The organism is Bilophila wadsworthia ATCC 49260, from assembly GCF_000701705.1.
Classification (GTDB): Bacteria; Desulfobacterota; Desulfovibrionia; order Desulfovibrionales; family Desulfovibrionaceae; genus Bilophila; species Bilophila wadsworthia.
Map to the genome: position 1 here is coordinate 96,998 of NZ_JNJP01000002.1, position 15,518 is coordinate 112,515.

A 15,518-nucleotide genomic window follows, 5' to 3' on the forward strand; every position below is an offset into this window, starting at 1 on the left:
TTTCGGCATGAAACCGTTCGTTGACCTGTCCCGTTTCCATCACCCGAGGACGCCGGACGCGATGACCATGCGCTGGACTTCGCTCGTTCCCTCATAGATCTGGGTGATCTTGGCATCGCGGTACAAGCGTTCCGCAACAGATCCTTGTAAATAGCCGCTGCCGCCGCATATCTGCACGGCTTCCGAAGCGCACCACACGGCCGCTTCCGATGCCACGAGCTTGGCCGCCGAAGCTTCCGCGCGGAACCTTTTCCCCCCGTCGCGCAGGCGGGCCGCATACAGGGTGAGCTGGCGGGCGGCTTCCACCTTCGCCCACATGTCCGCGGCCTTCCAGCGCAGCCCTTGGAAATGCTCCAAAGTGCGGCCGAACTGGCGGCGTTCCTTGAGCCGCACGCACGCCTCGTCGAACGCGGCATCCGCTATGCCCACCGCCTGCGCGGCGATGCCCAGCCGCCCGCCGTCCAGCGTTTCCATGGCGATGCGGAACCCGTCGCCGGGCCTGCCGATGAGACGGTCGGCGGGGATGCAGAGGTTGCGCAAAAAGAGTTCGCAGGTCTGGGCGCCGCGGATGCCCATCTTGCGCTGAGGGGCGGAGATGAGCAGGCCGGCGTCGTCACTGCACACCACGAAGGCGCTCAGGCCTTCCGTGCCCTGCCCGCCGGTACGGGCAAAGAGGATATAGATATCGGCCCTGCCGGCATTGGTGATGAATATCTTGTGTCCGTTGATGACGTAGAAGCCGCCGTCCAGCTCCGCCGTGGTGGCGATGGCCCCCACGTCCGACCCGGCCTCGGGCTCCGTGAGCGCGAAGGCCCCCAGCTTGTCGCCGCGGAGCATGGGACGAAGGAAGCTTTCCTTCTGCATGGGCGAGCCGAAGGCATGGAGCGGATGGCAGGCAAGGCCCACGTGCGTCGCATAGGTGACGCCCACGGAAGGGCAGACCTTGGACAGGCGTTCCACACAACGGACATACGATTCATAGCTGGAACCGCGCCCGCCCTGCTCGGGAGGATAAGGAAGCCCCATGAATCCGGCGTCGGCCAAGGCTCGGACAGACTCCCCGCAGAAAAGGCTTTCCTCATCACAGCGCTCGGCCATAGGCCTCACGGTCCTCGTAATGATCTCATCAAGGCGTTGCCAGAGCGTTGCTTCCATTCAGTCCATCCTCCGAGGGTTGCACAGCGGAACCCGATCAGCGGCGGCGATTGACGAAGGCGCGCATCCTGTCCTTCTGCTCCTTCGTGGAGAAACAGAGGCCGAACGCCTGCGCTTCGTACGAGAGGCCGGATTCGAGGCCGGATTCGAGGCCATGACGTATGCAGCGTTTGGTCTGCTGGACGGCACAGCAAGCCTGACGGGCGATGCCTTCCGCCAGCGCGGAAACTTCAGCGGCAAGGGCATCGTGGGGGACGATCTTGTCGACGAGGCCGATGCGCAGGGCCTCTGCGGCATCGATCATGTTGCCCGAGAAGAGCAGCAGGGAGGCCGCGCCCCTGCCCACCAGACGGGGCAGGCGCTGGGTGCCGCCGAATCCGGCCGTGATGCCGAGGCCGACTTCGGGCTGGCCGAAGCGGGCCTTTTCGGATGCGATGCGGATATCGCAGGCAAGGGCCAGTTCACAGCCGCCGCCAAGGGCAAAGCCCGGGATCATGGCGATGGAGGGCTGGCGCAGGGCCTCTATCTTGGCGAATACCTTTTGCCCAAAGGCACCGAAGGACATACCGGCTTCCGCTTCCATGGACTGCATCTCCGTGATGTCCGCTCCGGCGGCAAGGGCCTTCTCTCCGGCCCCCCTGACGACGAGGACGCGGATCTCGGCATCGCCGTCGATCGCGGCAAGGGCGTCGTCAAGTTCCTTCAGTACGGCGCTGTTCAGCGCGTTCAGCCGATCGGGACGGTTCAGCGTGAGGTAAGCCACGCCGTCCTTTTTCTCAAAAAGGATGTTCTCGTACATAACCCCCTTCCCTCTCTTCAAGCAGTGGCCTGCCAAGGCCCGAAAAGCCGCGGCAGGCGTTTTCAAATCAGAACAGGCCGTCGGGATCGATGCCGCACAGGCGGCGTGCAAGGGCCTTCTTCGCTTCCATGTTGGCCTGACGGCCGATCATGATGCGCTGGGCCTGCGGCGAACCTGCGCCGTGCATGGATTCGGTGAGGTAGCCCACCGCCACGGAACCGATGGTCATGGCCTCGATGAGGCGGAGGATGCGCTGGCGTTCTTCCACGGAATACCGGGCATCGCCCACCATGAGCTTGCGGCACCATTCGCCCACTTCGTCGGACGTGAAATCGGCATCGGAAGGCATGGTCACCATGAGCCCCCCGGCGATGTCCTGCGCGAGGCGGGCGATCTCGTAAGGCAGGCGGGTGACGTTCTGCTTGCACACGTTGGCGAGGAGCATGTCGATCTGGTAGTTGCCGGCCCGCGTGGGGGAGCCTTCGCAGGAACAGGCGATGCCGCAGGAGAACAGCGTCTCGTTCAGATGGATCATCTCGATGATCTTGTCCTTGATGTGGGACGCCTTGGCGCAGCCGTTGCATTCGGCGGCCGTCTGGGACGCGCCGATGAGCACGTCGCCGTTTCCGACCTTGCAGCCGCCGTAGGACTGGCGGTGATAGCCGGCGAAACGTTCCACCAACATGCCGGTGAAATCGATCTCGCCCAACATGTACACGTTCTTATAAGGAACGAAGGTATCTTCAAAAATGATGATGACTTCCTGGCCGCCGTAATTCGCGTTGCCCACGTCCACCTTGCTGGCTTCCAGCTTGCGGGTGTCGCTGGCCTGACGGCCATAGATGTAAAGGATGCTGGGGTCATCGGCGGGGACGGAGAAGGCCACGGCATAGTCCCGGTCTTCCTCGCGCATGGTCTGCGTGGGCATGACGAGGATCTGATGGGAGTTGAGGGCGCCGGTCTGGTGCATCTTGGCGCCGCGCACCACGATGCCGTCCTCGCGGCGTTCCACCACGCGCAGGAACATGTCGGGATCCTTCTGGGCGTAGGGGGCGAGGCCCCGGTTGCCCTTGGGGTCGGTCATGGCGCCGTCCACAGTCCAGTCCTTTTCCTGCCATTCTTTGACGAATTCCACGAAACGCCGGTGGTATTCGGTGCCGTGGCGGGCATCGATCTCGTAGGTAGTGCTGAACACGGCGTTGAGGGCGTCCATGCCCACGCAGCGCTGGAAGCAGGCGCCGGTCATGCTCCCGCAAAGCCGCTGCATCTTCACCTTGTTCACCAGATCGGCCGTGGACTGGTGCAGATGGCAGAAGCGGTTCACGGGCTTGCCGGTAAAGCTGGAGGACGTCACCATCAGCTCGCGGTATTCGGGCATCTCGGCCAGCTTGTAGGTCATGGCGCAGCAGTTGATGGAAGGGCGGATCAAGGGGTGGTCGACGCAATCCTCGATCTTCTCGCCAAAGGCATAAACTCTGCGGGGGCGCAGATCACGGAGGGACTGGATGTACTCCTCGGCGGTCATCATAACGCATATCCTGATGGTCTTCGCGACCGCTTTCGGAACAGCGGCGGCAGGTCTATGAAAACGGGCCCCCGCGACAGGAGCCCGCACACGCTCGGTCAGCTCTTATGGCAGAAGCTCCAGCCGCCGTCGGACTGGCACATGGGCATGAGTTCCATGTCGCACACGTCCATATGGGCGGGCAGGTTCACAGACCACCACACGGATTCGGCGATATTTTCAGGGGTCAGGGGATCCAAGTTTTCGTAAGCGGCTTCCGAAGTCTTCAGGTCACCCTTGAAACGCACGGCCAGAAATTCGGTGTGCAGATGGCCTGGCTTGATGTTGGTCACGCGGACGGGAGTGCCCAGAAGGTCGCAGCGGAGCATCCGGCTGAAGTGGTTCACGAAAGCCTTGGTGGCACCGTACACGTTGCCGCACTTGAAGGCGCGGTTGCCGGCGACGGAGCCGATGTTGACGATGTGGCCGGAGCCGCGTTCTATCATGCCGGGCAGGACGCAGCGGGTGCAGTACAGCAGGCCGTTGATGTTGGTGGCGATCATTTCGTCCCAGTCGTCCATGTTGCCCGCCTGAGCGGGGTTCTGGCCGATGGAGCTGCCCGCGTTGTTCAGCAGCACGTCGATGTCCTTGAACCCTTCGGGAAGGTTGGCGAACATTTCCACCACGACGTCACGCTTGGCGACGTCGAAACAGAGGGGGAGGAAATCTCCGCCCAGTTCGGCGGCGAGTTCGTCGAGGCGGGACTGGCGGCGGCCGGTGCCGATGACCTTCCAGCCTTCCTTGATGAAGCGGCGGGCGGTTTCGCGGCCGACACCGGAGGTGACGCCGGTGATGAAGATGATTTTCTTGGACATGTCTGACTCCTCGGAAAGGTTAGAAGTGGGTATGCTGCGACATTGGGGAGGGGCCCCGGAAGCCGCCCCGGACGGCTGCGGCTTCCGGGGATGGAGGAAGGGGGGCTACAGCATCTTGAAGGTCGCGGTGAAGTTTTCTTCGCCGTACTTTTCAGCGGTGGCCGCGAACACCTCACGGGCGCGGGACATCATGGGCACGCGCTGGCCGAAGGATTCGCACATCTCGATGCCGAGGCGCACGTCCTTGAAGGCCAGATTCACGGTGAACACCGGATGCTCGAAGTCTTCGTCGAAGGTGCCGGAAGCGGTGTTCTTGAACTGGAAGGAGAAGGCCCCGGAATTGGAGATCTGTTCGATGAACTGTTCCTTGGGGATGTTGGCGAGCTTGGCGAGCTTGATGCTTTCGGAGCAGACGGCGTTGATGCTCATGCCCATGAGGTTCTGGATGAGCTTCAGCGCGCAGCCGGCCTTCACGTCGCCGATGTAGGCGGGCTTGCCCATCTTCTTGAGCAGGCATTCCTCATACTTGTCGTAGGTGGCCTTGTCGCCGCCGCCGAACAGGGGGCAGGTGCCGTCCGCGGCAAAGGCGGGGCCCTTGCCCATGGGGATGACGAGGTACTTCTTGCCCAGCTTGGCGGCCTCGGCTTCGAGCATCACCACCGTTTCAATGTCCAAGGTGGACAGGTCGAAATGCACGCCGCCTTCGGGGAGGTTTTCAAACACGCCGTCGGGCCCGAGCAGAACGCCCTTGGCGTCTTTGGGCATGGGCACACAGGTGATGCACACGTCAACCTGGGCGGCCAGTTCCTTCACGGTGGCGGCGGAAGAGGCACCCATGTCCACGAACTTCTGCATGTTGGCGGGGTTGATGTCGTACACCACCACGTCGATGCCGTTCTTGACGATGTTGGAACAGATGCCGGCACCCATCTTGCCGAGGCCGATAAAACCAACTTTCATGGCAAACTCCTAGTCAATTACATGGTTCCGCAGCAGTTGCGCCGTCATTTTCCGCATCCATGAGAAGGCGGTACACGGAGATGTAGTCTTCCTCTCCGTAGCCGGCTTCCGATGCGGCCTTGTAGCGATCCCTGAGCATGGCGAAGGCGGGGCAGGAAACTCCCGCCTCTTCCGCCATCTCCACGCCGAACTTCATATCTTTCCAGGCGTTGTCGAGCGTACCGCGCATGGGCAGGAAGGCTTCGGCGAACACCTTGTGCCCCGAGTTCCGCATCTGGTAGGACCAGGCGCCGGTGGACTTCGCCCCATTGAGGAAGGCCTCTTCGGAGAGGCCCATCCTCTTCGCGAAGAACACGCCTTCGGTAAGGATGACGTTGTTAGAAAGCCCGATGAGGTTGGTGATGAGCTTGAAGGCGCAGGCCGCCTTCACGTCGCCTAGATAAAACACTTCCCCTATATCGGAGAGGAACGCCTTATCCCGCTCATACACATCCTTTGAGCCACCGAAGAACAAGGGGGACTCCCCGGCCTCGGCCGCTTCGGGCCCCTTGCCCATGGGCATGTGCACGTAGCGGACGCCGTGCCTCTCGGCTTCCGCGTCCAGAGCGAGGACGGACTCGATGTCCCACGTGCCCATGTCGTAGAAGGCCATACCCTCCCCCATGCAGGAGAACACGCCGTTTGCGCCGCCCGCCACGGCCTTGAGCGCAGCCACGGAAGACAGGCAGCTCATCACCACGCCAGCGCCGCGGGTAGCCTCCTGAGGCGTGGCAAAGGCTTCCGCGCCCCATCCGGCGACCTTGGCCGCCTTTTCAGGGCTGCGGTTCCATACCTGCAGGGCGTATCCCTTGTTCAACAGGTTGCGGCACACGCCGCTCCCCATGCTCCCAAGCCCCAGAAAACAGACCTTCATGGCATCCTCTGGCTTACAGGGTTCTCAAAAGACGGCTGGCGGCCGTTTCGATCTCGCCCAGCATGTCGGAGCTGGTCATGGCACCCCAGCACACGTCCACCAGCTTGTCCTGCACGATATCGGTGGCCTGATCGAGGGTGAGCCCCTGATTGATGACGCCGGACACGTCGACGTCGATATTGTCGCGCATGGCCTTCACGGTCATGGGATTGCCCGAAATCTTGATGACGGGGGCCACGGGATGGCCGATGCAGTTGCCCTTGCCGGTGGAGAAGATGACGGCGTGGCAGCCGCCCGACACGATGGCGGTGAGGTTCTCCACGCCGGGGGCGGGAGCGTCCATGATGACGAAGCCCTTCTTCGTGGGACGTTCGCCCTCTTCGAGGACTTCGACCAGAGGCCTGGTGCCACCCTTCTTGATGGCGCCGAGGGCCTTTTCCTCAATGGTGGTCAGGCCGCCGGCGATGTTATCGGGAGCGGGGTTGGCGCCCATGATGTCGAGATTGTGCTCGGCGGCATAGTCGAGGGTGCGCTGGATGATGCCCTTCACCTTGGCGGCCACTTCGGGGGTGACGGCGCGGCGGCCGAGCATCTCCTCGCCGCCCAGCAGTTCCAGCGTTTCCGACATGATGACGGTGCCGCCGGCGTCGATGACGCGGTCGGCCAAACGTCCGGTCACCGGATTGGAGACGATGCCGGAAGAACCGTCGGAGCCGCCGCATTCCACGCCGAGGACGAATTCGCTCCAAGGCATGGGTTCGGGGCGCAGGCGGCCCGCATCGTGAAGCATCTGGATGGCGGCCTGAGCGGCGCGATACGCCACTTCCACGGTGCCGCCCTGATCTTCGATGGAGAAGCCCACCACGGGCTTGCCGCCCTTCGCGATCTCGCCGGAAATGTATTCGGCGGTCTGATCTTCCAAAGCCACGACGATGACGCCGTACACGTTGGGATGCAGGGCGGTATTGATGGAGAGGAGGTTGTGCAGGGCAAGGTCTTCGTTCATTTCGCCGCGGCCGAACCCGGGGCAAAAAGGCACGCAACCCTTCACCAGAGAGCATATGCGCCGCACCGTAGGATTGGCGTTGTCCATCGTAGCGATGACGGCGATATGGTTGCGGATGCCGAAACGGCCATCGGGACGCCTGTAACCCATGATTTCTGGCAGCATGACAGCGTTCCTTATTCTTTTACGGTGTGGCGACCGCTGACGACGTTATGCACGTGAACGTGCTCGCCGGGGGCGATATCGGCGGTCGCTATCCCCACGGGCTCTCCATATTTAACGATCTGGCCACCCTTGGGGATAGCCTTGATGGCGACCTTATGGGCAAAGGGAAGCTCGTCTTTGGCACAAACCATCTTGCCTCCCACCGTAAATTCGCTTCCCACAGCCAAGGAAGGGACCATGACAATGGCAATGTTATCTTTGGCGTGCATCATAATAACGTGTTCCATTAGGCAACCTTTTCGTTGAGTGTATAGAGAGCGGATCGGTTTTTCGATTTCTCTTTTCCAGCACTTTGTGCAAAAGGTTTGCCAACATCCCCTTTCTGCCGAAAAACCTTCAGCCAGGCCTCGCCAATCCTCTGGAAAAGTCGCAAGTATCACTGATCGCCCCGCCGAAAGCCCTGCGTGCGGCATCTTTCATTTCAGTTCGATGCGTTTCATTTTGAACCATTTCATTTTGATATAATGAAAGAACCAGCCTTCCAAAAGGCTTCTCCCGGCACCCCAAAAAACGCTATCCATATCTTTCCTTTTCTAAAAAAAGTTTTCTATATATAACACCAGATAGTTCCATTGTTTTTTTATTCAGGATCTGTCACAGTAAGCGATTGAAATTTCATTTCATGAAATTTCATATGTATACTACAAAGTCCATCCCTTTGCTGAGGGGGGTCGACCAACAAAAAGAATTAAAAAACATTGTATATTTGCCATCCTGTAAAACCGTATCAGCCCTATTTATGGCAGAGCCTTTATTCTTTATGTTCCGTTGCATCCTTTGGCACGATGAATCGATGATTCAATATGGATATGAACACCTTATTTATTATCGTGTTCTAAAATCATATTGCTTCTTGATAAAAAAATTCCTTTTATATGCAAAAAAACCACATCGTGTAACCTTGAAGCGTGTAGCAGGCAAACCGCTTTTCGCCCCTATCATTTTTGATAGTTTCAATTTTGAATATTTCATTTTAAAATCACAAACCATTCCTCCGCCTGAAATCCTTCCCGAGCGCATATCCGAACCACTCCAAAAGCCCTGCCTTCTCGCGATACCGCGCGCAAGGCCCTTCCTCTGCGGCCATACTCCGGGCCTGCGCCCGTTGACACAGAATTTGCAAGAAGAAAAACACAAGCGGCGTTCCGGCTGTCGAACCAGACCTTTCCTCGTCCCGAACATACGAACTCTGGAGGTTGTCATGCAGCGAGTTGAAAGAAGCGTTTTTGGTGAACTCAACGGTAAACCGATCCACCTGTTCCGTCTGTCCAACGCCAACGGCATGGTGGCCGAGCTCCTCGAATTCGGCGGCCGCATCAAGGCCCTGTGCATCCCCGACGGCCAGGGCGGCCTGGACAACATGAGCGTAGGGTACGACACCTTCGAGCCCTACCATACCCGCTTCAATCCCTGGCTCGGCGCCCTCCTCGGCCGCACCGCCAGCCGCGTCACCGGCGCGCGGTTCCAGATCGACGGCAAGACCTATAATCTGTCCGCCAGCGGCCCCGCCGGCAGCAACATGCACGGCGGCTTCGTGGGCTTCGACAGCCGCGTATGGACCGGCGAAGCCGACAGCGACGCCACCGGCGCCACGCTGAAGCTCACGTATCTCTCTCCCGATGGCGAAGAAGGCTATCCCGGCAACGCCTCCGTGACCGTCACCTACCGCCTCGACGACGACAACCGCTTCCACATGAACTGGGAAGCCGTCACCGACGCCCCTACCATCATCGACATGTCCTCTCACGTGTACCTGAACCTCAACGGCTTCAAGAACCGTGACGTCATGAACGAATACCTGAAGGTCAACGCTTCGTATTATCTGGAAAAAGATGCCACCGGCACCCCCACCGGCAACTTCATCCCCGTGGAAGGCTCCGTGTTCGACCTGCGCACCCCAAAGCTGTTGGAGGAACTCTCTCAGGGCGCGGTGTACAATCCCATCATGGCTCTGGACGGCGAAGGCGGCACCCTGCGCGAAGTGGCCGAAGTGAGCATCCCGGAACAGGGCCGCTCCTACACCCTGCACACCACGGCCCGCGCCCTGCAGGTGTACAACGCCTATAACATGGCCTCGTTCTATACTTCCCGCGGGCTGGAATCCCCCTTCGCCCCGGCCCCCGGCCTTGCCATCGAACCGCAGAACTACCCCAACGCCATCAACATCCCCTCCATGCCGTCGCCCATTCTCCGCCCCGGCGAAACGTACAGCGAGCGGCAGTTCTTTGCCTTCAAATGGTAAGCAGTTAGCATGAAAGGATGGAAGCTTTGAAGAGCTTCCATCCTTTCATGCTTTTGCCGACATCAACGCAGCGCCATCCTGCTAGGAGGCTCCCATGGCCACCCGGAACATCATCGATCTCAGCCAGCCCATCACCCCGGCATCGCCTGCCCCTTGCGATCCGCCTGTGGAATTCCGCACGGTGGCCCGCCACAGTCCCGATTCCCCCTACCAGATGATGTGGTTCGGCATGACCGATCACACGGGCACGCACATCGATGCGCCTCTGCATTTCGTCCCCGGCGGGAAGCCCATCGATGAAGCAGATCTCTCTGCCCTGTATTCCATGCCCGGCGTCTTCCTCGACTTCACCACCGCATCCCCCTTCCACAAGATCGATGCGGGCGACGTGGAACGCGAGCTGAAGCAATACGGCTCCATCCCGGAAGACGCCTTCATCATGCTCCACACCGGAACGGGTTGGTATTCCAATACGCAGGAATATTTCAATTCCCCGTTCATCACCCCTGCCGCTGCGGAACGCATCATCCGGCTCCGTCCGGTGGCTGTGGGCGTCAACGGCCCCACCGTGGACGACCGCAGGGGGGAAGGGCGCCCCATCCACCGCGCCTTCCTTTCCCATGGCGTGCATATCATCGAAGGCATCGTGCGTTCCGAACTTCTGGCAGGAAAACGATTCCACTGTACGGCCCTGCCCTTGAAGCTCGCCGGCTTCACGGGTTCCCCGATACGCTTTGTGGCGGTTCTGGAAGAGCCCGCCTGATCTGGCACCTTGCCGCCCCTGCGGATGCCCATACACGGAATACTGAATAAAAAAGCCCTCATGACAGAGGGCATACCAACAGGAGGTTCCATGAAGCCGGATTCCCCTTTCCGCAAAGCAATCAACGCCATCGAAGTCTGGGTCAGCGTCTTCGCCATGCTGCTCCTGATCCTCGTCGTCTCCATTCAGGTGTTCTGCCGCTACGTGCTCCAGGACTCCCTCGCCTGGACGGAAGAGCTGGCCCGTTACCTCGTCATCTGGAGCGTGCTTTTCGGATGCAGTTTCGCCATGCGCACCGACTCCCACCTCGAGCTTTCCATCCTTTCCAACTTTTCCGGCCCCCGCATGAAGAAGTACGTCAAGTGCTTCTCCTGCATCGTGTGCCTCGCGTTCAGCATCATCATGGTCTATGCCGGCATGGAGTCCGTCATCAACATCCACTGGAGCGAACAGCTCACCCCCGCCATGCAGCTGCCTGCCTGGATCATCTGGATGGCCATGCCCGCAGGCTTCGGCCTCATGGGTATCCAAGCCATTCTGCGCTGTGTCGATGAGATAGCGAAGAACGTTTAACATAGTATAATAAAAGGAAATAATATGGATCCTGTTCTTCTTACCACATTCGGCACCCTCATCGTCCTGCTTATCTTCACCGTACCCATCGGCGTTTCCATCGGCACCGCCGTCTTCATGGGCATGATGGTGGGCGGCCTTCCCCCCGTGTTCCTCGCACAGAAAATGTACAGTGCGCTGGACTCCTTCCCCCTGCTGGCCGTCCCCTTCTTCATCGTGGCTGGCGACATCATGCAGAAAGGCACCATCGCCAACTCCCTGCTGGCCGTTTCCCGCTGTCTGGTCGGCCACATCAAGGGGGGCATGGCCCACATTTCCATCCTCACCAGCCTCTTCTACGGCGCGCTGAGCGGCTCCGCCGCCGCCACCGTGGCCGCCGTGGGCGGCATCATGATCCCCGCCATGGAGAAGGAAGGCTACCCCAAGGAGTTCGCCACCGCCGTGAACTCCACCTCCGGCTGTCTCGGCATCATGATCCCGCCGAGCATCCCGCTCATCCTTTTCGGCTCCACCGCCGGCGTTTCCATCAGCGACCTCTTCGTGGCCACCATCGTTCCCGGCATCCTCATGGGCTGCGCCCTCATGCTGGTGAGCTACGTCATCTGCGTGCGCAGGAAGTACGGCAAAACCGTGGCCCGTGCCAAATTCGCGGAAATGCTGAAGGCCCTGTACGAAGCCAAGTGGGCCATCATGGTGCCCGTCATCGTTCTTGGCGGCATCTACGGCGGCATCACCACCCCCACCGAAGCCGGCGCCATCGCCGTGGTCTACGCCCTGTTCGTGGAAGTGTTCATCACCCGTTCCATGACGAGGAAGCTGTTCTTCGAGATCATCAAGAGCTCCGTACGCATCAACGCCGCCATCTTCCTCGTGGTGGCCTCCGCCACGGCACTCGGCCAGATCATGATGTACTACAACCTTTCCGCCGCCGTGCTCGATACCATCATGGGCATCTCCACGAGCAAGGTCGTCATCATGGCGCTCATCCTCGTCGTGCTGCTCATTCTGGGCACCTTCCTCGAAGCTGCCGCCATCATCATGATCGTCACTCCGCTTCTGCTGCCCGTTATCAATGCCATTGGCGTGGATCCCGTACACTTCGGCATCATCATGCTCACCAGCTTCGCCGTAGGGGGACAGACTCCTCCCGTGGGCATGACGCTCTTCGTGGGTGCTTCCATCGCCAAGATCAGCATCGAACGCCTCAGCATTGCGAGCATCCCCTACATTCTCACACTCGTGGTCATGCTGGTCATCATCGCTTTTGTCCCGCAGCTCTCGCTCTGTCTCATCTAAGTCCTTAACGTTGGGAAACCATTCTCACAAACTGTCTGGAGGATCTCTATGAAACTGTTCAAGGCCATGCTCTGCTCCGTAGCCGCTCTGAGCCTTCTGCTCCCCGCCGCCCACGCACAGGCTGCTCCCACCGTGGTGAAGATCGCCCTCACCCAGCCCACGGGCCACCCCACCACCGACCTCATCCGCGGCCAGTTCAAAAAGACCATTGAAGAAAAGACCAATGGCCGCTTCCGTATCGACGTGTTCGACAACTACTCCTTCGGCAACTTTGAAGCCGTGGTACAGGGCCTGCAGTTCGGCATGTTGCAGTTCGCTCAGGAATCCCCTTCCAACCTGTCCATCTACGATCCCAAACTGATGATCTTCGACCTTCCCTACCTCATGCCCGACTACGACGCCGTCAATATTCTGCTCGACGGCAAAGTTGGGAAGGAACTGAGCCGCTCCCTTGAAAAGATCGGCATCAAGGGCATGGGCTGGATCGCCCTCGGCACCCGTTTCTACTGGATGAACAAGCCATTCCACACCATGGCCGAAGCCAAGTCCATGAAGATCCGCGCCACCGCTTCCAAGGTTCATATCAGTATGACCAAGGCCTTCGGCATGAACCCCACCCCCATGGCCTGGAGTGAAACCTTCACCGCTCTTCAGCAGGGCACCGTGGCCGGCGTGGACGTTGACATCCACTCCGCCGTTTCCGCCAACCTGCACGAAGTCGCCCCCCATCTCGTGCTCTCCGGCCACTTCTATACCCCCCATCTGTTCATGGCTTCCGCCAAGTTCATGGACTCCCTGTCTCCTGAAGACCGTAAGATTTTTGAAGAAACATTCGCTGAAGTCCAGAAGATCCAGCGTAGTGCCATCCACACCGGAGAACAGAAGCTCATCGAAAAGCTGCGCGCTCAGGGCGTGGACGTGATCGAGCTCTCCCCCGAAGCCCGCGCTGAATTCATGAACGCCGGCAAGGCCATCTGGAAGGACTTCGATAAGCAGGTCCCCCCGTCCCTCATCCAGCAGGTCCTCGACGGCTACAAGGCCGCTGGTAAGAACTACTAAACCATATAAAAGCTATCCGGCGAGGAGAAGCTCCGTTAGGGAGCTTCTCCTCCTTTGTCGTTTCTGCTTAGGCAGTTGAAAAGTTAGCGTGTTCAGGTATCCTGCATCCATTCACCAACTGCTCCCTCATCCCTGCCGAGTACCCCCTATGCCTAAGCATCCCTTCATCTGTGCCATCGTTTCCGACAACAGTGCGGCAGAGCAGATAGAGCTCTGCCAGCACTCCATATCCTCGCCTGTCCGAATCATCACTACGGAATCCAGCAAATGCATAGTAGCCACGAGGCGGGTCATTGAGGAAGGTGCCGCCGTCATCGTCAGCCGCGGCAGCGTGTGGAGCACGATAAAAAAGGCTTTTCCCCTCATACCCACGCTACAGACACCCATAACATGCTGTGATGCCATTGAATTCCTTACCAAGGCAAAGCAGTACGACACGAACATCGGCGTGGTTTCCTTTCCTTCCCATATCGCCAAGATGGTCACGGTGGCCCCACACCTCGGGGTGAGCCTCACCGTCCATCAGGTCAACAACCCCGACGATATCGAAAAAGGCTGTTACGAGATGAGGGACAAGGGGATGAAGGTGCTCGTTGGCGGCGGTCACGCCGTGCAGTGGGCACAGAAACTGGGACTGCATGGCGTACTGCATACGGTTTCCGCGGACGGCGTGATACAGGTGCTGAACGAAGCCGACCGCATACTCAACGCCATCATCAGCGAACGTTCCAAGGACGCCCGCGTGCGCACCATGCTCAACGCATTGAAAGACGGCGCCATCTCGCTGAACGAACAGGGCAAGATACTGGAATACAATCTGCCTGCCCAAAAGATGTTCGCCAACGGCGAATCCACCATGAAAAGCATCCGCACCTTTTTGCAGGATACGGGCATCATCGAGGCGGTACAGCAGCAGCTCACGTGGTCGGGAGAAAGCAAGAAGTACGAAAAAAAGCAGTATCTCTGCAATATCATCCCCGCCTACAGCAACGATATCTACTGCGGAGCCAGCGTGATCATCCAGGATGCCAGCCATATCCAGAGCCTCGAACACAAGATGCGCCGGGAACTGCACGCCAAGGGGCATGTGGCGCGCTATACCCTCAAGGACGTGGTAGGGCATTCCGCGGAGATGCGCAGCCTTGTGGAACACGCGGAGCTTTACGCCAACAGCCCTTCTTCCATCTTCATCTACGGGGAATCCGGAACCGGCAAGGAGATCTTCGCGCAGGGCATACATATGGCAAGCCCGTTCAGGAACGGCCCCTTTGTGGGGATCAACTGTACGGCCCTGCCCGAATCCCTTCTGGAAAGCGAGCTTTTCGGCTATGCCGAAGGCGCCTTCACCGGCGCGAAAAAAGGCGGCAAAGTGGGCCTTTTCGAAATGGCGCACAACGGCACCCTCTTCCTCGACGAAATCGGCGAGATCCCCACCTCGGTGCAGGCCAAGCTTCTGCGCGTGCTCGAGGAAAAAATCGTCATGCGCATCGGTCAGGAACGCTATATCCCCATCAACGTGCGCATCGTGTGCGCTACGAACAAGGATCTGGCGGAATTGGTGCGGTGCGGCAAGTTCAGGGAAGACCTTTTCTACCGCCTGAACGTGCTCCGGCTCAACCTCCCTCCCTTGCGGAAACACCCGGAGGATATCGAGGAACTCGCCGACAGCTTCCTCAGCTGGCTGCCCCAGTCGCTCTCCCTCCCCCGGCCCCAGATCAGCCCCGAGGCTCTGGCCGTGCTGAAGCTCTATCATTTCCCGGGCAATATCAGGGAATTGCGCAACGTCATAGAAAGGCTGGTGGTGATCGCAAAGGGCAGGGAAATACAGGAAAGCGACATCTCGCGCGTGCTCCTGATGAACGAGGCCCCGTGCGGGAACAGCCACAAGAAGGCCGTGACCGTGCCCCCGTCGCCTTCCGCACCTGCCGATGCGAACAGACAAACCAAGCAGAGTATGCTTCGTGCCCAGATAAACAGCACCATCCTTCAGGTACTGGAGGAAACACAGGGCAACAAGGCGGAAACAGCCCGGCGTCTGGGCATCTCCCCCGCCACGTTATGGAGGAAGCTGAAGGAGATCGCCGCACAAGAGAAGAAATAAGACGGGGCACGTCCTCAAAATTGCGGTTTTGGCATGTTATTCGCATC

General features: G+C 59.5%; 14 protein-coding genes. 6 read left to right on the forward strand and 8 right to left on the reverse strand.

The window, feature by feature from the left end:
• Positions 1 to 39: 39 nt before the first annotated feature.
• The 8 genes from T370_RS0101630 to T370_RS0101665 form a co-directional block, all read right to left on the reverse strand.
• Positions 40 to 1,155: an acyl-CoA dehydrogenase family protein gene (locus T370_RS0101630; RefSeq protein WP_029434515.1), complete on the reverse strand. Its 1,116-nt coding sequence runs from the start codon at positions 1,153 to 1,155 to the stop codon at positions 40 to 42.
• A 37-nt stretch (positions 1,156 to 1,192) separates the two neighbouring features.
• Positions 1,193 to 1,954: an enoyl-CoA hydratase-related protein gene (locus T370_RS0101635; RefSeq protein WP_029434516.1), complete on the reverse strand. Its 762-nt coding sequence runs from the start codon at positions 1,952 to 1,954 to the stop codon at positions 1,193 to 1,195.
• 67 nt (positions 1,955 to 2,021) lie between these two features.
• Positions 2,022 to 3,482: a 4-hydroxyphenylacetate 3-hydroxylase family protein gene (locus T370_RS0101640; protein ID WP_029434517.1), complete on the reverse strand. Its 1,461-nt coding sequence runs from the start codon at positions 3,480 to 3,482 to the stop codon at positions 2,022 to 2,024.
• Positions 3,483 to 3,577: 95 nt separating this feature from the next.
• Positions 3,578 to 4,333, reverse strand: a complete 756-nt coding sequence (locus T370_RS0101645; RefSeq protein WP_005024029.1) for an SDR family NAD(P)-dependent oxidoreductase — start codon at positions 4,331 to 4,333, stop codon at positions 3,578 to 3,580.
• 105 nt (positions 4,334 to 4,438) lie between these two features.
• On the reverse strand, positions 4,439 to 5,293 hold the full coding sequence (locus tag T370_RS0101650) for an NAD(P)-dependent oxidoreductase (RefSeq protein WP_005024027.1): 855 nt from the start codon (positions 5,291 to 5,293) through the stop codon (positions 4,439 to 4,441).
• A 13-nt stretch (positions 5,294 to 5,306) separates the two neighbouring features.
• Positions 5,307 to 6,206 (reverse strand): NAD(P)-dependent oxidoreductase, encoded by a 900-nt coding sequence (locus tag T370_RS0101655; RefSeq protein ID WP_029434518.1) that lies wholly within the window; start codon positions 6,204 to 6,206, stop codon positions 5,307 to 5,309.
• Positions 6,207 to 6,219: 13 nt separating this feature from the next.
• Positions 6,220 to 7,377 (reverse strand): UxaA family hydrolase, encoded by a 1,158-nt coding sequence (locus tag T370_RS0101660; RefSeq protein WP_005024024.1) that lies wholly within the window; start codon positions 7,375 to 7,377, stop codon positions 6,220 to 6,222.
• An 11-nt stretch (positions 7,378 to 7,388) separates the two neighbouring features.
• Complete coding sequence (locus tag T370_RS0101665; RefSeq protein WP_029434519.1) at positions 7,389 to 7,664, reverse strand: UxaA family hydrolase; 276 nt, start codon at positions 7,662 to 7,664, stop codon at positions 7,389 to 7,391.
• 974 nt (positions 7,665 to 8,638) lie between these two features.
• Here T370_RS0101665 and T370_RS0101675 point away from each other — a divergent pair.
• From T370_RS0101675 to T370_RS0101700, 6 genes are all read left to right on the forward strand, one after another.
• Positions 8,639 to 9,679: an aldose epimerase family protein gene (locus T370_RS0101675; protein ID WP_029434520.1), complete on the forward strand. Its 1,041-nt coding sequence runs from the start codon at positions 8,639 to 8,641 to the stop codon at positions 9,677 to 9,679.
• Between the two features lie 94 nt (positions 9,680 to 9,773).
• Positions 9,774 to 10,442, forward strand: coding sequence for a cyclase family protein (locus tag T370_RS0101680; RefSeq protein ID WP_029434521.1), 669 nt, complete (start codon positions 9,774 to 9,776; stop codon positions 10,440 to 10,442).
• Positions 10,443 to 10,532: 90 nt separating this feature from the next.
• Positions 10,533 to 11,015 carry a TRAP transporter small permease gene (locus T370_RS0101685; protein WP_005024015.1) on the forward strand — a complete coding sequence of 161 codons (483 nt, stop codon included), beginning with the start codon at positions 10,533 to 10,535 and terminating at the stop codon, positions 11,013 to 11,015.
• Positions 11,016 to 11,039: 24 nt separating this feature from the next.
• The gene (locus T370_RS0101690; RefSeq protein WP_029434522.1) at positions 11,040 to 12,311 is read left to right on the forward strand and encodes a TRAP transporter large permease; all 1,272 of its coding nucleotides are present in this window, start codon (positions 11,040 to 11,042) and stop codon (positions 12,309 to 12,311) included.
• A gap of 48 nt (positions 12,312 to 12,359) precedes the next feature.
• Positions 12,360 to 13,370, forward strand: coding sequence for a TRAP transporter substrate-binding protein (locus T370_RS0101695; protein ID WP_029434523.1), 1,011 nt, complete (start codon positions 12,360 to 12,362; stop codon positions 13,368 to 13,370).
• 148 nt (positions 13,371 to 13,518) lie between these two features.
• Entirely contained in the window at positions 13,519 to 15,471 is a 1,953-nt protein-coding gene (locus T370_RS0101700) for a sigma-54-dependent Fis family transcriptional regulator (protein WP_029434524.1), read from the forward strand.
• The last annotated feature ends 47 nt before the right edge of the window (positions 15,472 to 15,518 follow it).